At 67.5% G+C, this 21,854-nt stretch carries 6 protein-coding genes; 2 read left to right on the forward strand and 4 right to left on the reverse strand.

Features of this window, described 5'->3' with window-relative positions; all coding sequences use genetic code 11:
- Positions 1-495: 495 nt before the first annotated feature.
- The 4 genes from ON22_RS11170 to ON22_RS11185 all read right to left on the reverse strand — a co-directional run bounded on the left by ON22_RS11170 (position 496) and on the right by ON22_RS11185 (position 5,853).
- Positions 496-1,821 (reverse strand): salicylate synthase, encoded by a 1,326-nt coding sequence (locus ON22_RS11170; RefSeq protein ID WP_033242084.1) that lies wholly within the window; start codon positions 1,819-1,821, stop codon positions 496-498.
- A 106-nt stretch (positions 1,822-1,927) separates the two neighbouring features.
- Positions 1,928-3,517, reverse strand: coding sequence for an NAD(P)/FAD-dependent oxidoreductase (locus tag ON22_RS11175; RefSeq protein WP_051157455.1), 1,590 nt, complete (start codon positions 3,515-3,517; stop codon positions 1,928-1,930).
- A gap of 75 nt (positions 3,518-3,592) precedes the next feature.
- Positions 3,593-4,825 carry a cytochrome P450 family protein gene (locus ON22_RS11180; RefSeq protein ID WP_033242085.1) on the reverse strand — a complete coding sequence of 411 codons (1,233 nt, stop codon included), beginning with the start codon at positions 4,823-4,825 and terminating at the stop codon, positions 3,593-3,595.
- A 14-nt stretch (positions 4,826-4,839) separates the two neighbouring features.
- Complete coding sequence (locus ON22_RS11185) at positions 4,840-5,853, reverse strand: methyltransferase (RefSeq protein WP_033242086.1); 1,014 nt, start codon at positions 5,851-5,853, stop codon at positions 4,840-4,842.
- Positions 5,854-6,016: 163 nt separating this feature from the next.
- On the opposite strand from ON22_RS11185, the gene ON22_RS11190 reads away from it, so the two are divergent.
- Entirely contained in the window at positions 6,017-16,264 is a 10,248-nt protein-coding gene (locus ON22_RS11190) for a non-ribosomal peptide synthetase (RefSeq protein ID WP_255218525.1), read from the forward strand.
- Positions 16,261-21,756 carry a non-ribosomal peptide synthetase gene (locus tag ON22_RS11195; protein WP_033246224.1) on the forward strand — a complete coding sequence of 1,832 codons (5,496 nt, stop codon included), beginning with the start codon at positions 16,261-16,263 and terminating at the stop codon, positions 21,754-21,756. Before ON22_RS11190 ends, ON22_RS11195 begins: the two co-directional genes overlap by 4 nt.
- The last annotated feature ends 98 nt before the right edge of the window (positions 21,757-21,854 follow it).

The following is a 21,854-nucleotide window of genomic DNA, read 5'->3' on the forward strand; positions in this document are numbered from 1 at the left end:
TGTCGCCGAACAGCAGTCGGCGTGCGTGTTGGGGGACGAGTTCGGCCGGCCCGTCGCCGCGGAACCGTACTGCGTGATCCGTCCGGTCCGCAGGATCGCTGTCGGCCGCCGCGGCGGTCATGAGCCCTACCAGAGTGTCCCCCGGCATCAGGGACGACGGCATTGAGGTAGACCAGGTGCGCCAACCGACGGATGCGGGTCCGCTGTCGCCTCCGTGATCACTCCGCCACCGGAGGAATGGCCGTACAGCAGGACAGGGGGTGTCAGCGCGTCCAGAATCTCGCGTACGGCGTGGGCGTCGGAGTGGAAGTCGGCGTCGAGTGCGGCCGATCCGCTGGTCGGCAGTTCCAGCTATAGTGCCCGAATTCCTTGCTGTTGCAGGAAGGCGACGGTGTCCGCTCATGTCCAGGCTCCGGTGAGGTTTCCCGGGACGAGAACGACTGTGGGAGAGGTCATTGCGGGCCGCCGTCTTTGCTCGGCGCCGGAACCGGCGGGTTACTCGGCGGCCGGCCCTCGGTTTCCGGGCCGCACCGGCACGAGATAAGGGGCGATACAGGCCAGTTTTTCGCAGGTCTCCTCGTATTCGCGTGCCGGTGTCGAGCCGGTGACGACACCCGCTCCGGCGCGCAGCCAGCTTCGGCCCTCACGTTGATAGACGGCGCGCAAGACGAGTGCGGCATCGAGGGACCCGGTGCTGTCCGCGCGCACGACGGCACCGCTGTAGAGGCCGCGGGTGCCGGGTTCGAGGTCGTCGATCGCGGCGCAGGCAGGTGCTTTGGGAATACCGGAAGCCGTGATGGCGGGAAATACCGCGGCGAGGGCGTCCCATGAAGTCCGGCCGTCGGGCAACAGGGTCTCGACACGCGACGCGAGATGTTGCACGCTGCCACGCTCTTTCACGGTGAGGAATTCGCTGACTCGCGTCGGGCTGCCGACACTGTCGAGTTCGGTGTAGGCCAGGCGTACGGAGGTGGCGTGCTCGTAGACCTCTTTCGGATCGGAGAGCAGATCATCCCGCAGCTCCCGGTCGCGTTCGGCGTCGCCGGTCCGGGCCCGGGTACCGGCCAGCGGCTGAGTGGTCGCCAGCCCGGCGCCGTCGGCTTCCAAAACGGTTTCCGGGCTCACTCCGGCGGCTTGCCAGCCGCCGAGGTCCAGTAAGAACGAACGTGCCGGGGTGTTCATCCGGCGGACAGCGGCGTAGGTAGCGGGCATGTCCACCGTGAACGGCACGTCTACTCGGCGGGACAAGATGACCTTGTCGAGGTCACCGTGACGGATCCGGTCCAGCGCATCCTGTACGCGCAGCAGGTAGGCAGTGTCGACTGTTTCCACGGGTACCGGTCTGGGCGCCGACATGGGGGTAGGAGTATCCGGGAGTTCCAGTTCGAACGGGACGCCGTAACTACGGATGTGCACCGCGGTCTCGGTGATCTCCAGTTCCACCCCGGGCACCATGAAGTGGGCGAGGATATCGTCCGGTGCCGCGGTGTCCGGGCGGTAGAGTTCGAAGCAGGCCCAGCCGTAGGCCCGCCATCGGTGTACCGGTGCCCGGTCGAGGGCGGCGTGGAGCTGTGGCCAGGGATTGCCGCTCCAGTATTCGGTGCGGTCGCCACCGAGCGTGGTGTGCAACCGGTTCGGGCCGACGGTCACCGCGCCGATCGGATTCCCGGCCACATACCAGCGTCCGGGCTGTTCGTACACGATATAGTCGGTGAGCTGTCCGGAAGCCGCGATAGTGGCTGCCAAGGTCAATGGGTCGGTGTTGTGCGGGTGCACGGTATGCACGTAGTCGTCAACGCCGAGTGTGGTGGGCCGGTTCATCGTGCTCACAATCGGATTCGCAGGAGGTGCCGTCCGATGGACGTCCGGGTCGCGGTCGCTACTGCGGGTCGCGGGAGCCGGACGTCCCTCGGATATCAGCGCAGGGTCAGGCAAAGGACTCTGTGATCCACCGCGGTGCCTCGGTTCGGGTCCACTGCATGAACTCCATCGCCTTGTCCTGGGAGATATCGATGTACTTGAGTTCCGGATTTCCGTGGGGCAGGTATTCGGGAAAGAAGCGGTCCCGGTTGATCCGGTCGATGATCGCCGCCGCGGCATCCGTGGGCGTCAACTCCCCGCGCTCGACCGCTTCACAGTTCTCGCGCGCGCTGGTCAACAATCCCCGCACAGCCTGGGCCAGCTCGGAATCGCCGCGTTCCAGGGTGCGGAACACCTGGTCGTCCTGACCGGCGAAATACCTGGACAGGGCGTGTTCCAAGACGGCGTCGGAATAGAAGCTGTACGTATGCCACACCCGGAAGATCGCGTCCCACAGGGCATAGTCGCGAAAACCCACATACGACGAGTAGGCGAGATCGTCGTGTACGTCGTACATGCGCTGCTGTACCGCGTCGAGGCCGGCGAACTTCTCGGTCGACCAATCGTCGTCGCGCGCGGCTTCGATGATCCGCCAGGCCAAGGCGTTCACGGTTTGGAAGGAATTCGCGAGCCCGCGGGAGAACAGGGCGTCGATGGCTCCGGCGGACTGTGCGGTCAGGCAGAAGCGGTCGCCGACGGTGTGGGATGCGGAGTACTGCAATCGCCCGGTGCTCACCCACGGCCGGACGGCTGTGGCGTTCTCGAATTGTTTCGCGACGGACGGGAATCGCTCGAGGAAATCGTTGAATTCCTGTTCTGGTGCGGGGCGGTCGTCGAAGACCGTATCGCCGGTGAGTGTGAGTCCCACGCTGCACAGTGGATTCATCGACTTGTCGTTGTTGTCGAACGGGATCACCCAGAGCCAGCCGCCGTCGAAGACGTGGTGCAGGGTTCCGTTGTGCCACCGGGTAGGCGGGCTATAGCGGACCGGCGCGACATCATCGAATGGCTGGACACCGATCATATGGGTGAACAGGGACCGGGAGTGTGTCCGCGCCCGGGTGGGTTGTTCGCGGAGCCCGAATCGGTCGGCCAGCACGGAGCGGAAACCGGTGGCGTCTACCAGATATTTCGCGTGAAAGGACTCGCCGGATGGGGAGCGCAGCCGGGCTCCGCGGTGCGGGTCGATCTCGATATCGTCGATGCGGGTGTTCTGCCGGACTTCGGCGCCGTAGTGGACGGCGAGGTGGAACGTGTATGAGTCGATGTCCTGGCGAAACCAGTGAGCTTCGGCGCGGCGGTATCCGGAGGCCAGTACAACCTGATTTGCTTTGCCCGGATCCGAGGGCCGGCCCTGCTCGTGGTAGACGAATCCGAAGTTCTGTTTCTGCCCGCATGTCTTGGTCACCTGCTCAGCGGTGTCCTCGAAATTGGCGAGGGCTTTGAACTCGGGGATGTCGTAGCGTTCGGCGAGGATATGCATGGTGGTGGTCGCGTGCGGAATGGTGGATTCGCCGATGACGAAGCGTGGGTGGACGCCGGCGTCGATGAGCAGGACTTTCAGCTTGTGGCGGGCCAGGATCGTGGCGAGGGTGCTGCCGGCGATTCCGGCGCCCAGAATTACAACGTCGTACTGGGCGTCGGTCGGGGATGACATGGTCGAACTCCTTGTGCTGTTGTGTGCTCGGTGCCCGGCCGCGGAAGCGGCGCCCGGTACACGCGATGGTCGGGATCAGGGATGTACCGGCAGGCGGCGCAGGCCGCGCAGGCCCATACCCGGGCGCCAGCGCAATTCGGCCGGCGGCACGGCGGTGCTCAGCTCGGGCCAGCGTGTGGTGAGAGTGGTGAGTGCGATGGCGACTTCGGTGCGGGCGAGGGCGGCGCCCATGCAGTTGTGGATGCCGCCGCTGAAGCCGAGATGAGGGCGGGGCCGGCGGTGGATATCGAAGCGGTGCGGGTCGGTGATGTGGGCGGGATCGCGGTTGGCGGCGGCGGGGAACACCAGGACTCGGTCGCCACGTTCGATGCGCCGGTTGCCGAGTTCGAGTGGAGCGAGTGCGAGCCGCATCGTTGCGGATTCCACCGGACCCCAGTAGCGCATGGTCTCTTCCACGGTGGGGGCAGCCAGGTCCGGGTTGTCGCGAAGCGCTGCCCACTGGGCCGGGTGGGTGAGCAGGGACAAGGTGGCGCTGGCGATGAGGCTGGCGGAGGTCTCGAAACCCGCGGCGACCAGCAGGCCGATCATGGCCATCAGTTCGCCGTCGGACAGGGCGTCTTTGCCGGACCGGGGATGTACCAGCCTGCTGACCAGGTCGTCGCCGGGGGTGTCGCGTTTGAGGAGGACGAGATCGCGGGTGTAGTTCTCGAGCAGTTCGCGTAGAGCGGGATCGGGGCCGGAGAGCGGGGTGGAGGCGGTCGCCGCGCGTACGGCGAGATCGTGCAGGCCGGGGTGCCAGGTCTCGGGGAAGCCGAGGATTTCGCCGAGCACGGTCAGCGACAGTGGGTAGGCGTAGGCGTGCAGCAGGTCCACGGTGCCGTTACCGTTTCGGGCAGTCTTTTCCGCCTCGTCCAGCAGTTGTCCGGCATGCCGGATCACCGTGGGCCGCAACGCGGTGATCGACCTGGAGGTGAACGCTTGCTGCGCAGCCCGCCGCAGCCGGGTGTGCTCCGGCGGGTCGGAGAGCAGCATGGTGTGCGGTGGTTCCGGGATCTGGGCTCGCGCCCTGGCCGCGAGTTGCTGCGGGGAAAGGAGTGCGCGGGGATTGTTGGCCAGGCGGTTGTCGCGGAGTGTCGCTTCGGCTGCCGCGTATCCGGTGATCATCCAGAAACCGCGGCCCGGCTGCTCCGGCAGTTCGGCGAAGACGACCGGTGACTGCGCGCGCAGTTCGTCGTAGACAGCGTGGGCTCGTTCATGGAAATCGTCGGCCAGGAGGTCGACAACGATCGGGCGGGACTTGTCGGGCATGGGTGGCGTTCCGTTCAGACCGGTGTTGCCTCGATCAGCGAGTACGACGTGGGAAAGACGGTCGGATGTACCGCGGTGACCGAGAATCCGGCTCGGCGGCAGAGGTCTTCGTACTCGGTGCGGGTGCGTTCCTGGCCGCCCATGTTGACGAGCATGCTGATATCGGTGAGGTAGGGAGCCGGGTCCGAGGTGTCGACCACATCGGGCAGGACGGATTCCACGATCAGCAGGCGCCCCTCGGCCGGCATTGCCTTGTGGCACCGTTCCAGGATCGTGACGCAACGTTCGTCGTCCCAGTCGTGCAGGATGTTTTTGAGTAGGTAGATATCTCCGCCTTCGGGCACGGCGGAGAAGAAGTCGCCGGCCTCGATGCGGCAGCGGTCGGCAACGCCTGCCGTGGTCAGGGTCGAGGTGGCCTCGGCGACCCCGGTCGGCGAATCGAATACCACGCCGTGTACGGCCCGTGCACCACGCAGGATCTGCGAGAGCAGGGTGCCGTCGCCGCCGCCGATATCGATGACGGTGTGAAATCTCGTGAAGTCGTAGCTCACCGGAATCAGTTGTGCGATCGGCAAGCTGACCTGTCGCATCGTCGCGTTGAACCGTTCGGACAGTTCGGGTTTCGTGGCGAGGAAACTGAAGAAATCGGTGCCGTAGAGTCCTTCGAAGGTCGGCCGTCCGGTGCGTACCGCCTCCTCGGTGTGTTTCCAGGAATCCAGCAGGGCCGGATCGGTGAACAACAGCACGGCGGCTGCCTGGGAATCCGGTCGATCGGTGCGCAGGGGTATTCCCGCCTCACCCAACCGGAATGTGCCCGGGCGGGTTTCGACGACGATCTCCAAGGCGGCCAGTGCCCGGAGCAGCCGGGCGAGTGCACCGGGATGGGTGCCCGTGAGTTCGGCCAGTTCGGGATAACCGAGTTCTCTGTCGCCCAGGTGATCGGCGAGCCCGAGACGGGCGGCGGTGCCGACGACTTGGGAACAGATTGTACCGAACATCATATTCATGAGTCGCTGATGAGCTGCCATGCCTACTTCCTGTACGTCACCGAAGTGCCTCGCCGCCAATGTGTTTCGCATCGCCGAACTTTTGAGGTCGCTTGACCGGACCTGTCGGCACGCCGTAGATTGTAGCACTATTGAAAATGGTTATCGTTTGCTAGTTGGGACTGTGATGCAGGAAGAGCTCCATTTGCCACTCGCACGTACGACGAAAAAGGTGGACTGGGGCCACGGCGGAGAGGGATTGCGGCAGGAAGTCGGCAGGCTGACCGGAGTCCCGGTGGACGCGCTGACCGACGACGCCGACCTGCTCGGCCTGGGACTCGACTCGGTGACCATCATGCGCATCTCCGGGCTCATGCGACGTGCGGGTACGCGGGTGGAGTTCCGGGATCTCGTGCAGAATCCGACGCTCGGGGCATGGCGGAAACTGCTGGACAGCGGCCGATCCGACGCTCCCGCGGAGCGGGATACTGCCGATGAACCGGTCGCCGTCGACCACTCGGCGCCCTTTCCGCTGGCGGTGATGCAACACGCGTTCTGGATCGGGCGTACGCAGACGCAGTACCTGGGCGATGTGGCCGCCCACTTCTACACCGAGTTCGACCACGAGGGCGGTCTCGACCCGGATCGGCTGGAGCGCGCGATGCGTGCCCTGATTGCGCGGCACCCGATGCTCCGGGTGGCGATCGACGCCGCGGGTATGCAGCAGGTAACCGAGCGCGGCTCCTGGCCCGGCCTGGTTGTCCACGACCTCCGGGAATTGCCCGAGCCGGAGCGCATTCGGCGCTCGGCACGGATCCGGGACACTCTCTCGCATCGGAGCATGGATATCGCGGCAGGCGAGGTAGTCGATCTCCAGCTCTCGTTACTGCCCGGCGGTCGGTCCCGGGTGCACCTGGACCTGGACATGATCGCCGGGGACGCACTGAGCCTGCGCAATCTGCTCGCTGACCTGACCGCTCTGTACGAGCACGGTCCCGGGGCGCTGCGCGCGCTGGAATACAGCTACGGCCGGTATCTCGCCGACCGCGGCCGGAATCGGGCCACCGCGAAGGAACAGGCCCGGCGCTGGTGGCAGGCGCAGCTGCCGGAACTGCCCGCAGCGCCCGAACTTCCACTGCTGACGACCGAGGAAGCGAGCGGCGGGGCACGGGTCGACCGGCGCCGGCACTGGCTGTCCCCGGACCGCGCGGCACAGCTGCGTGAACGGGCACAGCACGCCGGACTGACCACTGCCGGCGCGCTCGCGACGGTTTTCGCGGAAACCATCGGCGCCTGGAGCAGCACCGACCGCTTCCTGCTGAACCTGCCCGCGTTCGACCGGGAGCCCCTGCACGACGACGTGGACCTCCTTGTCGGCGACTTCTCCAGCTCGGTGCTGCTCGACGTGGACCTGTCCGCTCCGATGTCGCTCACCCAACGGGGACAGGCGATCACCGCCCGGCTGCGCGAGGTACTGGGATACGCGGCGTATTCGGGCGTCGAGGTATTACGGGATCTGAGCCGGGCCCACGGTGGGGAGCGGATACTCGCGCCGGTGGTGTACACCAGTGCACTGAGCCTGGGCGAGCTGTATGCCCCCGACGTGCGGAAATGCCTGGGCGAACCGTCCTGGACGATTTCCCAAGGGCCGCAGGTCCGGCTGGACGCCCAGGTGACCGAATTCGGCGGCGGCATCCTGCTCAACTGGGATGCCCGGGTCTCGCTGTTCCCGCCCGGACTGCTGGACATCATGTTCGACGCCTACGTGCGGTTGGTCGAACTATTGCTGGACGACGACGGTGCATGGGACCGTCAGGCGCCGTGGCCGGCCCTCGGCCGTCGGTACGGTGAGGTCGCCCTCGCGCCTGCCATACCGCTACACCAGCGCTTTTTCACCCGGGCCGCCGCCGATCCGGAACGGATCGCCCTGCTCGCCGCCGGCGCACCGATCTCCTACGGTGAACTCTCGGAACGCGCCCGGCGCATGGCGCGACTGTTGCAGGACAGGGGGATCGGCCGCGGCGACAGCGTGGCCGTCACCCTGCCCAAAGGAGTCGACCAGATCATCGCGGCGCTGGGTGTGCTCGCCGCCGGCGCGACCTACGTGCCCTCGGGGATCGATCTACCTGTTGCGCGGCGCGCGCGGATATACCGCACCGCCGACGTCCGACTGGTCGTCACCGACCGGAACACCGTGGCCACCGGCTCGTGGCCCGACGATATCGACGCGGTTTTCCCGGAGCAGGCCCGTGCCGTCGCCCCGTTGACCCAGATCGTCGAGGTAAACCCCGAAGACGTCATGTACGTCATCTTCACCTCCGGCTCCACGGGCGAGCCCAAGGGTGTCGAGGTTCCGCACCGGGCCGTCGCGGCCACCGTCGACGCGGTGAACGGCCGGTTCGGCATCGGTGCGGAGGATCGCACGATCGCGTTGTCCGCGTTGGACTTCGACCTCTCCGCCTACGACATGTTCGGATTCCTGGCGTTCGGCGGCTCGGTGGTCGTGGTCGACGAGCCACAGCGTCGCGATGCCGCGGCCTGGGCCGAACTGATCCGCCGGTGGGAAGTGACCGTCGTCAGTGCGGTACCAGCGCTGCTGGACATGCTGTTGATCGCCGCCGCCGGCTCCGGGCTGGGGAGCGCGCTGCGGGTGGTCATGCTCGGTGGCGACCGGGTCACCGTGGACCTGCCGGATCGGTTACGCCGGTTGGTTCCGGGCTGCCGATTCGCCGGCCTCGGCGGGATGACCGAGGCCGCCATCCATGCCACCGTCTGCGAGGTCGGCACCGTCGACCCCGGCTGGTCGAGCGTGCCGTACGGGGTTCCGCTACCGCACGCCGGCTGCCGGGTGGTCGACCGCCACGGCCGGGACTGTCCGGACTGGGCAGCCGGGGAACTGTGGGTCACGGGGCTCGGGTTGGCACACGGCTACCGGGGCGACCCGGAGCGCACCGCCGAGAAATTCGTCGAGCACGACGGCGTCCGGTGGTATCGGACCGGTGACCTGGTGCGCTATCGGCCGGACGGAGTACTCGAATTCCTCGGCCGTACCGACCACCAGGTCAAGATCCGCGGGCACCGGATCGAACTCGGTGAGGTCGAGGCAGTGCTGGCCGACCATCCCCGGATCACTGCCGCGGCCGCCGTCGTCCTCGAACATCCGACCAGGTCTCTCGGCGCTGTTGTCGTGGGCGCCACTGGTGATCTCGACGACCTCACTGACGACGCACTGCGTGCCTGGCTCGGCGAACGACTGCCCACCTACATGGTTCCCCGCCGGTTCGTCCGAAGCGCGGAACTCCCGATCACGCGTAACGGCAAGATCGATCGGGACGCGGTCCATACCGCCCTCGCCGCTGCCGTGGACAGTCGCGGCGGCACCGCCTCCGACGAGCCTCTGGCCGGCATGGAGCGGGTCGCCGCCGACGCATGGGGGGCGGTGCTCGATATCGAGAACATTCGGCGCGACGACGACTTCTTCGCCCTGGGGGGCGACAGTCTGCTGGCCACCCGCCTGATTCGGCGACTGGCGGCCGAGGGTGTGGCGGGCGCGGATCTGGCGCACCTGTTCACCGCGCCCACGCTCGCCGCATTCGCCGCGCCCCTGACCTTCGGCACCGCCACGGAGAGTGCGGAGATCGTGCCGGACCCCGAGCACCGGTACGAGCCGTTTCCGCTGACCGATATCCAGGTCGCCTACTGGCTGGGCCGGTCGGAGGACTTCGATCTCGGCGGTATCGCTGCGCACCTGTACATCGAATACGACTGGCCCGGGGTCGATCCGGTTCGGTTGGAGGCCGCCTGGAATCGCGTGATCGACCGGCATCCGATGCTGCGCGCCGTGATTACCGTGGACGGCGCGCAGCAGGTCCTCGACGAGGTACCCACCTATCGGATACCGGTGGTCGAGCGCCCTGTGGCAAGCGTCCGTGACGAAATGTCGGAGAGCCTGCTCGAAGCCGGCAGCTGGCCGTTGTTCGATATCCGGGTCGCACGCGACGGTGCGGACACTCGGGTCTGTGCGGCGTTCGACACACTGATTGCCGACGGCCTGAGCGTGCTGGTGCTGCTTTCCGAGTGGACGAGACTGTACGCGGAGCCGGATCTGGCATTGCCCGAACCGGGGCTGGAATTCCGTGACTATGTGCGCAGCTGTGCGCCATCGGAGGACGAGGTGCAGGTAGCACTCTCGTATTGGCGGTCGCGGCTGCCGGAACTGCCGCCCGGCCCGCAGTTGCCCTTGCGGGTGTTGCCGGCGGTGGTGGCGCGGCCCCGGTTCGTCCGTCGGGAGGTCCGGTTGGATGCCGATGTCTGGAGTCGGATCGCCTCGCGGGCTCGTGGTTTCGGTGTGACGCCGAGTGTGGTGCTGCTGGCGTGTTACACGTGGGTGCTGGGGAGTTGGAGTGCGCAGCGGGATCTGACGGTGACGTTGACCCGGTTCGATCGCCGCGAGGTGCATCCGGACATCATGCGAGTGGTCGGCGATTTCAGTTCGCTGCTGCTGGTGGCGGATCGCCCTGCGGAGAACGAGAGCTGGTTGGGGCGGGCGCGGCGGTTGCAGGAGCAGTTGTGGAGCGATCTGGACCACCAGCAGGTATCCGCGGTACGCGTACTACGCGAACTGGCTCGCGACAGCGAGGTGCCCGCCGAACCTGTCCCGGTGGTGTTCACCTCCATGCTCGGCGTCGACGACGAGCTGGCTCGGTCGGTGCGCTGGCCGGACTACACGCGGACACAGACGCCCCAGGTGTGGCTCGACCATCAGGTCATCGAACTCCCGGATGGGCTTCTGCTGAGCTGGGATTCGGTGGACGAGCTGTTTCCCGACGGGATGGTCGAGGAGATGCTGGCCAGCTATCACCGGCTGGTGTCCCGGCTGAGTGAGACGGATTGGGAGCAGCCGCTCGACTCGGCATTGCCGGTACTACCACCCGCTCAGCGGGCTGTCCGCGACCGCGTGAACGACACCGCCTGGCCCGACGCACTCGATGGAACCACCGCCGCGACGCACCCGGGTGCAGGCCGGAGCGTTCCGGGCCGCCTGCTGCATACAGCGATGTTCGAGATCGCCGCAGCCGACCCGGGCCGCACAGCGCTCATCGATGGCGATACGGCAGTGTCGTTCGGGGAGCTCGCCGAGCGGAGCCGCCGGGTCGCGGCGCTGTTGATTTCGCATGGTGTGCGGCCGGGTGATGCGGTGGCGGTGTCCGCTGTGCGCGGTGCGGCGCAGGTGGCGGCGTTGTACGGGGTCCTGGCCGCTGGTGCGGCGTATGTGCCGGTCGCCAAGGATCAGCCGGTACAGCGTCGGAACGCGATTCTGGAACAGGCCGGTGTCTCCGCGGTACTCACCGACGACACCACGCAATTCACCCTCGCTGCCGATCGCCACGCCGTGGACGGACCTACCGAGATCGCCGAGCACACCTCCGGCGGCGTCGCCGAAGTTGCCGGTACTGCCGACCCCGGCGGCATTGCCGGGGTTGCCGGCACGGCCGGTCCCGGTGGTGTCGCCCAGCGTTTCTCTTCGAATGGTGCAGGTCCGGTTCCCGGGTGCGGTGCCGCAGGTGCTGCTCGTGACCCCGAACTTGACGTCGGCTCGGTTCCGGTGCTGGCGATCGGGGATTCGCGAAACCACGAGCCCGCGCCGGTGTATCGCGGAAGCCTCGGCGATCTTGCGTATGTGATCTTCACGTCGGGTTCGACCGGTGTCCCGAAGGGAGTCGAGATCGAGCATGGACAGGCGGTGAATACGCTTGTCGACCTGCAGGATCGCTACGATCTCGGCCCGCGGGACCGGGTGCTTGCGGTGGCCGCTGTCGATTTCGATCTGTCGGTGTTCGATCTGTTCGGTGTGCTCGGAGCCGGTGGGAGCGCGGTGATCGTGCCCGATGAGGATCGGCGTGATGCGGACCACTGGCTCGAGCTGGTGTGCGAGCACGGTGTGACGGTGTGGAATACGGTGCCGGCGATGCTGGACATGCTGCTCACGGTGGCCGAGGCCGGTCCAGGGCTGTCGTCGACGCTGCGGTTGGCACTGGTGTCCGGAGATTGGGTGGGGCTGGATCTGCCCGGCCGCCTTGCCGCGCTGTCCGGGAGTTGCCGTCTCGTCGCTCTGGGTGGTGCGACGGAAGCGGCGATCTGGTCGAACTACTTCGAGGTCGATTCGGTGGAGCCGGAGTGGACGTCGATTCCGTATGGTCGGCCGTTGCGTAGCCAGCGGTTCCGGGTGGTCGACGAGAACGGCCGGGATCGGCCCGACTGGGTGCCGGGGGAACTGCTGATCGGTGGTGCCGGAGTCGCGCGGGGCTACCGCGGTCGGCCCGACCTCACTGCCGCGTCGTTTTTCGAGGAAGGTGGTATCCGCTGGTACCGGACCGGGGACCTCGGCCGCTACCGGCCGGACGGCGTCCTCGAATTCCTGGGTCGCGCGGACCGCCAGGTGAAGATTCGTGGTCATCGGGTGGAACTCGGTGAGATCGAGCAGGCCATCGCCGCTCACCCCGAGGTTCGGCGGGCGATCGCGCTCGCGGTGGGGGAGCGTGTACAGGCGCGGCTGGTCGCCTTCGTCGAACCGGAACTGCCCGAAGACCTGGCGAGCTTTCTGGCCGACCGGATTCCGTCGGGCTGGGCACCCGAGCTGATCGCACTGCCGGACCCACCCCTGACCGGCAATGGGAAAATCGACCACGCCGCCTTGGTACGGCGAGCCGAAGCAGCGACTGCCGCCGACCGGGCCGGCGCCGGGCGAAGCGAGCCGGTCCGTCCGGGCCTGGAGACCCGGATCGGGCAGATCTGGCAAGAAGTTCTCAGCGGCGGTCTTCCGGACCGGAATGCCAATTTCTTCGGCGCGGGCGGTGATTCGCTGTCCGCGACCCGGCTGGTGAGCCGCCTCTCCCGCGATCTCGGCATCAGCGTGACCTTGCGTCAGTTCTTCACCGACCCGACCATCGCCGGACTCGGCCACCACCGGACCGAGGCCGAGACCGCCGTACCGGGCGAGCAGTTGCGCAATGCATTCGCCGCCCCGGCGTTGACGGCCGATATCGCACATCGGCTGGATCCGTTCGAGCTGACCGATATTCAGGTGGCGTACTGGCTGGGCCGGTCGGGCGATTTCGATCTGGGCGGTATCGGGGCACAACTGTATTTCGAATACGACTGGCCCGGTCTGGACGTGGACCGGTTGGCGCACTCCTGGAACCGGGTGATCGAGCGGCACGCGATGATGCGTGCGGTGGTCGGCGCCGACGGCCTGCAGCGGGTCCTGCCCCACCACACCCCGGAGTACCGGATCCCGATCATCGAGGCCGGCGGTGATTTCGATGGCGCGGCCACCGCGTTGCGGGAAGAGATGGCCTGCGGAGCCGTGGATGCCGCCGCCTGGCCGCTGTTCGATATCCGGGTCGTGCGCGAGGGCGAGAGGTCCCGGGTCTGCGTGGTCTTCGACAGCTTGGTCGTCGACGGCCTGAGCGCCCTGGTGCTCATCTCCGAATGGACGCGCTGGTACACGGACCCGACGCTCGTCATGGAGCCATTGGCCGTCGAGTTCCGCGACTACGCGATGACCTGTTCGCCGGCGGAAGACGAGGTGCGGGCGGCTCTGTCGTATTGGCGCGCACGGTTGCCGGAGTTGCCGCCGGGCCCGCAGTTGCCCTTGCGGGTGTTGCCGGCGGTGGTGGCGCGGCCCCGGTTCGTCCGTCGGGAGGTCCGGTTGGATGCCGATGTCTGGAGTCGGATCGCCTCGCGGGCTCGTGGTTTCGGTGTGACGCCGAGTGTGGTGCTGCTGGCGTGTTACACGTGGGTGCTGGGGAGTTGGAGTGCGCAGCGGGATCTGACGGTGACGTTGACCCGGTTCGATCGTCGCGAGGTGCATCCGGACATCATGCGAGTGGTCGGCGATTTCAGTTCGCTGCTGCTGGTGGCGGATCGCCCTGCGGAGAACGAGAGCTGGTTGGGGCGGGCGCGGCGGTTGCAGGAGCAGTTGTGGAGCGATCTGGACCATCAGCAGGTTTCCGCGGTACGCGTACTACGCGAGCTCGCTCGCGACAGTGCGGTGCCCGCCGAACCGGTGCCCGTGGTGTTCACGTCCATGCTCGGGGTCGACGACGAGCTGGCAGGGTCGGTGCGCTGGCCCGACTACACGCGGACGCAAACTCCGCAGGTGTGGCTCGACCATCAGGTCATCGAACTCCCGGACGGGCTCCTGCTGAGCTGGGATTCGGTCGACGAGCTGTTCCCCGACGGGATGGTCGAGGAGATGCTGGCCGCCTACCACCGGCTGCTGACGCGGCTGGGCGAGCTGGATTGGGAGCAGCCCCTCGGCGCCACCTCGCCCATCCTGCCGGCACAGCAGCGGATGATGCGGGACTCCGTCAACGACACTGCCCGGCCCTGGCGGCTGCCCACACCGAGTACCGGCAAAAACTCGGGCGATGGCGGCAACGCGGCTGAGTCGACGAGGCTGTTGCATACGGCGATGTTCGACACAGCGGCTGCCGATCCCGACCGGATCGCCGTTGTCGATGGCGATACAGCGGTGTCGTTCGGAGAGCTCGCCGAGCGGAGCCGCCGGGTCGCGGCGCTGTTGATCGCGCACGGTGTCCGGCCGGGTGATGCGGTGGCGGTGTCCGCTGCGCGCGGTGCGGCGCAGGTGGCGGCGTTGTACGGGGTCCTGGCCGCTGGTGCGGCGTATGTGCCGGTCGCCAAGGACCAGCCGGTACAGCGTCGGAGCGCCATCCTGGAACAGGCCGGGGTTTCGGCCGTGCTCAGCGACGACACCAGCCGATTCGCTACCGCTGTCCGGCACAACGATGCCGGTGCCGCTGCCGAGCACACCGGCACAGGCCGTTCCGATGGCCCCCCGGAGCACGACGGCACGAGCGCAACCGCTGTCCTTGCTGCGGCCGCGGACGCCGCCGATGCGACCGGTGCCGGCAAGCGCGTTTCCTCGAACGACGCCGGTGTCGTTGCCGATCGGACCGCACACGACAACGTCGCCGGTGGCGGTGACGCCGCCGAACCGAACGCCGGTGGGGTCCCGGTGCTGGCGATCGCGGATTCGCGAAACCACGAGCCCGCGCCGGTGTATCGCGGAAGCCTCGGCGATCTTGCGTATGTGATCTTCACGTCGGGTTCGACCGGTGTCCCGAAGGGAGTCGAGATCGAGCATGGACAGGCGGTGAATACGCTTGTCGACCTGCAGGATCGCTACGATCTCGGCCCGCGGGACCGGGTGCTTGCGGTGGCCGCTGTCGACTTCGATCTGTCGGTGTTCGATCTGTTCGGCGTGCTCGGAGCCGGTGGCAGCATGGTGATCGTGCCGGACGAGGACCGGCGTGACCCGAATCGCTGGCTCGAGCTGGTTCGCGAACACGGCGTGACCGTCTGGAACACGGTGCCGGCGATGTTCGACATGCTGCTCACGGTGGCCGAGTCCGATCCGGTGCCGTCGCTGCGCTTGGTGCTGGTATCCGGTGACTGGGTGGGGCTGGATTTGCCCGGCCGTCTGGCTGCCCTCGGCGATGATTGCCGATTCGTCGCCCTGGGTGGTGCCACGGAAGCGTCGATCTGGTCCAACTACTTCGAAGTCGGCACCGTGGAACCGGAGTGGACCTCGATTCCTTATGGCCGGCCGCTGCGTAACCAGCGGTTCCGGGTGGTCGACGAGAACGGCTTGGATCGGCCCGACTGGGTGCCGGGGGAACTGCTGATCGGTGGTGCCGGAGTCGCGCGGGGCTATCGTGGCAGGTCCGACCTCACTGCCGCGTCGTTTTTCGAGGAAGGCGGTATCCGCTGGTACCGGACCGGGGATCTCGGCCGGTATCGGGCGGACGGCGTCCTCGAGTTTCTCGGTCGCGCGGATCGTCAAGTGAAGATCCGTGGTCATCGGGTGGAACTGGGTGAGATCGAGCAAGCCATCACCGCCCACCCCGAGGTTCGACGGGCGATCGCGCTCGCGGTGGGGGAGCGCGCACAGGCGCGGCTGGTCGTCTTCGTCGAACCGGAAACACCGGCCGACCCGGCGCGGCTCCCGGAAAGTTTGCCACGCTTCCTCGCCGACCGTATTCCCTCCGCCTGGACCCCCGAACTCATCCCACTCCTCGACCCGCCGCTGACCGGGAACGGAAAAGTCGATCACGCCGCACTGGTGCGACGTGCTGAATCAGCGGCCGAGGCAGCGAGTTCCGAGCCGAGCGAGCCGATCCGTCCCGGGTTGGAGACCCGGATAGCGCAGATCTGGTCGGAGACGCTCGGCAGTGCGCCGCCCGATCGGCACACGAGTTTCTTCGGTACAGGTGGCGATTCACTGTCGGCGACCCGTCTGGTGGGCCGCCTCACCCGGGAACTCGGCCTCACCGTGACGCTGCGCGAATTCTTCACGACCCCGACCATCGCCGGACTCGGCAATAACCAACCGCACACCGATATCGACCTCGAAGAAGGTGCTTTGTGAACGTCTCCGACCTGGTAAACGAGCTACGACAGCGCGGAGTTCAGCTCTGGGCCGACGGCGAACAATTGCGGTTCCGCGCTCCCCAGGGTGTGCTGACCGCCGAACACCGGGAACAGCTGGTGGTGAACAAGCCCGCGGTCCTGGAGTTCCTCGCCCGGGATCAGGCGATGATCAGCGTATCCGCCGATTCCGCCGCCGCGCACGAACCGTTTCCGCTGACCCCGGTGCAGCAGGCCTACCTGATCGGCCGCGACCCCACCTATCCCTTCGGGGGTGTGGCCTGCGCCAGTTACCTCGAAATCTCCTACGCCGGTGTCGAGCCCGGCAGCGTGGAGGCGGCCTGGAACGCACTCGTGCGCCGCCACGACATGCTGCGCGCGACCGTGCACAGTGACGGCTACCAGCAGGTCGCGGCGACCGCGCCGCACTACGAGATCCCGGTGACCGACGTCCGAGGCGACGACTCCGCACAGGTCGATGCCGTGCTCGACCGGCAACGCGACGACCTGCTGGGCCCGGCCGGCGACCCCGATACGTGGCCGTTGTTCGCCCTGCGCATCACCCGCACCGACACCGTGTGCGTTCTGCACTTGCTGGTGGAGTTGCTGGTGGTGGATGCCGCGAGCCTGCAACTGCTACTGGCCGAACTCGACGAACTCGTTCACGAGGCCGGGAACGACGAGGTGCTGCGGTCCGCACCGGGGATCGGCTTCCGCGACTACATCCTGGGTGTACAGCAGCTGCGCAACGGATCGCGTTACCAGCGAGACCGCGAGTACTGGCACGAGCGGATCGACAGTTTGCCCACCGCGCCGGAGCTGCCCACCCGGGCGACCGACGACGGCACCGGAGTCGACGCCGAACCCGCTTTCGACCGGCTGCATCACTGGCTGCCGGGCTCGGTGCTGGCCGGTTTAGCCCGCAATGCGACCCCGCACGACCTCACCCCCTCCGGCGCGGTACTCGCCGCCTATGCCGAGGTCGTCGGTCGCTGGAGCCGGAAACGGCAATTCACCCTCAATCTGCCGGTCTTCAACCGGCTTCCGGCCCATGACGATATCGGCGCGGTGCTCGGCGATTTCACCTCCGTCAACCTCCTCGGCATCGACCTCGACGCACAGGACACTTTCGCCGAGCGTGCCCGTGGTATCAGTACCCAGCTGTTCACCGATCTCGATCATGGGCTCTTCGACGGTGTCGAAGTACTCAGCGAACTCACCCGCCGCGCGGGCAATCCGGTACTCATGCCCGTGGTGTTCACCAGCACGCTCGGTAGCGGTGATCCCGGCGCGCTACAGAACCGGGGCCGGATCCTGCGTGGAATCACCCGCACCCCACAGGTATGGCTCGACTGCCAGGTGACCCCGTACGACAACGGCCTGATGATCGCCTGGGACGTGCGCCGCGACGTCCTGGCAGGCGATACCGCCGCCGAGGCCTTCACCGCGTTCGTGGACCTGGTCACCCGATTGGCCGAAACGCCCGCCGCGTGGACCGAGCAGTATCCGGTCGCCCTGCCGTCCGGGCAGCAGCACCGCCGCGACAGCTACAGCGACACCGCTGCCGACACCGCACCACGTTTGCTGCACCAGCGGATTCTGGAACGAGCCGACACCGACCCGGACGCCCCCGCGGTGATCCACCGGGACACCGTCCTCGGCTTCGCCGAGCTGCGCCGCCGTGTCGCCGCGTCCGCCGCGGCCCTGCGCGAAACCGGCGTTCGACCCGGTGATCGGGTGGCTGTCCTGATGGAAAAAGGGCCCGAGCAGGTCGTTGCCGTGCTCGCCACTTCGGTGGTAGGCGCCGCCTACGTACCGATCGTGGTCACCCAGCCGATGGCGCGCCGCGAGCGGATCATCGACCGCGCCGGCGCCACGGTGGTACTCACCCAATCCTGGCTCCGCGACTCCGGCGAAATCCCCACGACCGCACGGTCCGTGGCCGTGGACCAGCTGCCCGGCATCGACACCCTGCCCGAGGTTACCGGGGACCCGGATGCCCCGGCCTACGTCATCTACACCTCCGGCTCCACCGGCGAACCGAAGGGCGTCGTCGTCACCCACCGGGCCGCGGCGAACACTCTCGATGATATCGATGAGCGCTTCGCCCTCACGCCGAGCGATCGGGTACTCGGCGTCGCGAGCCTGGCATTCGACCTGTCCGTGTGGGATATCTTCGGTGTGCTCGCGGCCGGCGGTGCCGTGGTGCTCCCTGAACAGGACCGTGCGACCGATCCGTCGCACTGGCTCGAACTGATACAACAGCATTCGGTCACCCTGTGGAACAGCGTGCCGGGCCAGCTGCAGATGCTGCTGGACGTCCTGGACTCCACACCCGGTGCCCGTGCCGAATCGCTGCGTTCGGTGCTGCTCTCCGGTGACTGGATCCCCCTGGACCTGCCCGACCGGATGCGTGCGAACCACCCGGATCTGACCGTGGTCGGGCTGGGCGGCGCCACCGAAGCCGCCATCTGGTCCATCCACCACCCGGTGGGCGATATCGACCCGCAGTGGCGCAGCATCCCCTACGGCACACCCTTGCGGAACCAGGCCATGCATGTACTGGACACCGCCCTCCAGGACTGCCCCGAGTACGTCACCGGTGAGATCTACATCGGCGGCAGCGGTCTGGCCGAGGGCTACCTGGGGGACGAGGACCTGACCGCGCAGCGGTTCATCCGGCATCCACGAACCGGCGCCCGGCTCTACCGCACCGGAGATCTCGGCCGCTTCCACCCAGATGGCCGGCTCGAATTCCTCGGCCGCGAGGACACCCAGGTCAAGATCCGCGGACACCGGGTCGAGCTGGGCGAGGTCGAGTCTGCGCTGCGCCGCCATCCGGCCGTGGCCGACGCCGCGGTGCTGGTGAACGACCGCGGGCCAGGGGCGCGGCTGCTCGGTTTCGCCGAGATCGCCTCCGATGCGTCCGGCGGCCAGGGCCTCGGCGAGCAGGCCGCGGCCGATGTGCTCGCCACCGCCGAGAACGCGGCCACCGCGGCGCAGCAGGAAGTCGACGGTGAATCCTTCGTCGCGCTGATGCAGGCAGTCGACGATATGGCCATGCTGTCCATCGCCGCCCAGCTGCGCGGTGGCGGCCTGTTCGATGATCGCGAGCGCTCGCACGACCTCACCGAGATCGCCGCGGCCACCGGTGTTTCCGAGCGGCAGCACGGCCTGCTGAAGCGCTGGCTGACCGCCCTCGCGGATGGGGGAGCGGTGGTGCACGACCCGGACACCGGCCGCTACCGCGACCTGATCGCCGCCGGCCCCCGTGCGGTCGAGGCGGCGTGGAAGCGTATCGACGAGCTGGAAGAGATCGTCGGTTACGGCAGCGAAACCCTGTCCTATATCCGTGCCTGTAGCAGCCGGTTGGACGACCTGCTGCGCGGCGCGCTCGATGTGCGCGAATTGCTGTTCCCCGCGGGCAAGCCCGGTGCGGCGCACGCTGTCTACCGCACGAACCTGGTGGCACGCAGTTCCCACCGCATCGTGATCGACACTGTGCGCGAGATCGCCCGGCAGTCACCGCATCGGCTGCGGATGCTGGAAGTCGGCGCGGGTATCGCCGGTACCAGCACCGACCTGATTCCCGCGCTGGCCGAGTTCGAGCCGGACTACCAGTTCACCGATGTCTCGGAGTACTTTCTCGGCGAGGCCCGCACGAAGTTCGCGGACTACCCGTGGGTGCGCTACGGACGCTTCGATATCAACGCCGACGCGCTGGACCAGGGCCTGCGGCCCAACTCGGTCGATGTCATCCTGTGCGCGAACGTATTGCACAACTCCGTCGACGCCGACGAGGTGCTCGCGCGGCTACGCGATCTGCTCGCACCGGGCGGCTGGCTGGTATTCCTGGAACCCACCCGGCAGCACAACTACGCGCTGCTGGTGTCGATGGAGTTCGAATTCTTCAGCGAACTCACCGCTTTCACCGACGTCCGCGCGGGGACCGGGCAGGCGTTCTTCACCCGCGATCAATGGCTGCGCCAGCTCGACACCGCAGGCGCCGACCACGTCCGGGTGCTGCCCGCCGAGAACGCCCCGCTCGCTGCCTCCGGTCAGGGGGTATTCCTCGCCCGGTTCAAAGGTGAGCGGCACACCGTCACCGAACAGCAGCTAACCGAACACGTCTCGGCCCTGCTGCCCGATCATATGGTGCCGGACGAGATGACTCTGCTGGACGCGCTGCCGCGCTCGGCGAACGGCAAACTCGACCGCGCGGCACTGGCCGAACGGGCCACCGCGGCCGCCACCGGCGACGACGCGGACTCCTCCTACATCGCGCCCGCCGACGAGATCGAAGAGCGGATCGCGCAACTCTGGCAGGAAATGCTCGGTGTCCCGAAGGTGGGCCGCGACCAGAACTTCTACACCCTCGGCGGCGATTCGCTGCTGCTGTCGCAGATGGTCGGAAAGCTACGGGATCGGGTGCCCGAGGTCGCCGATATCGAATGGCAGGAACTGCTCCGCGATATGCTGCGCAACCCCACCGTCGCCGCGCTCGCCGCCCGCCGCCATCACGCGCAGACACCGGCGGCGCCCGCGGTTCAGCAGACCGCGGTGCGGTCCCTGGGCGGTGAACCAGGGCACGGCAATGGCGCCTGGGTGCTCGTTCACGGTGGCACCGGTACGCTGTCGCCGTACGACGCGCTGCTTCCACACCTGCGAGAGGCGCATCCCGGTCCGCTGCTCGGGCTCGAAGTCGCCGATCCCGGGAAGTATCTGGATCTCCCGGCCGATACCGTGATCACCAGGCAAGCCGCCGACTACGCGAAGGAATTGCTCGAACACGACCGCCGCTTCCGGATCATCGGTTACTCCGTCGGCGGCCTGCTCGCCGCCGAAATCGCGCGCAACCTGACCGAGGCAGGTGCGACGGTGGACGAGCTGACGGTGATCGGCTCCTACCAGCCCCCTGCGGTGCACGACGGGCTGGTGACCGAATACGTTTTCGCGCAGTCCATCGGCGTCGATCCGGCCGCAGTCGGATTCCCGGCCGACGCGGAAGCATTCGAGACCGCGCTGCGCACAATTCTGGCCCGCACTCCGGACCGGGTTCCCGCCGGTGCCCTCACCGGGTTGAAGGGCGACTCGGCGATGCCGGCGGCGGAGCTCCGGGCGCTGGAGGCCGTGTCACGCGCCGATCGTCTCGCGGCGCTGCACACCGCCGCCACCTCGGGGACCGGGCCATACCGGTCCGGTGGTCTCACGCTCGAGGAGTTCCGCAGGCAGTTCGATATTTTCGCGCACAATCTGCGGGCGATGGGCGCCCATCGGGCCGAGCCCTACTTCGGCCCGATTCGGGTACTGAGCAACAGCGGGACCGCGACGCTGATGGGTACGCGCGCGGAAGTGGACCGGTTCTGGTCGCAGATCGGGCTCGGCGCCCTCGTCATCTCCGATATTCCCGGCGATCATCTCACCAGCATGTCCGCGACGCATGCCGCCGAGCTCGCCGCCCATATCACCGCGCCACTCCCGGATTCGGTGTAGTGAGCCGGACCGGTGGTCACGTGCACAACGAGGAACCGGACCGGGCACAGGATCGGGGCTTCGGCCGGAAGCCCCGGATCCGTGCCTGCGTCACCGTA

Source organism: Nocardia carnea NBRC 14403, assembly GCF_000308515.1.
In the GTDB taxonomy this organism is placed as follows: domain Bacteria; phylum Actinomycetota; class Actinomycetes; order Mycobacteriales; family Mycobacteriaceae; genus Nocardia; species Nocardia carnea.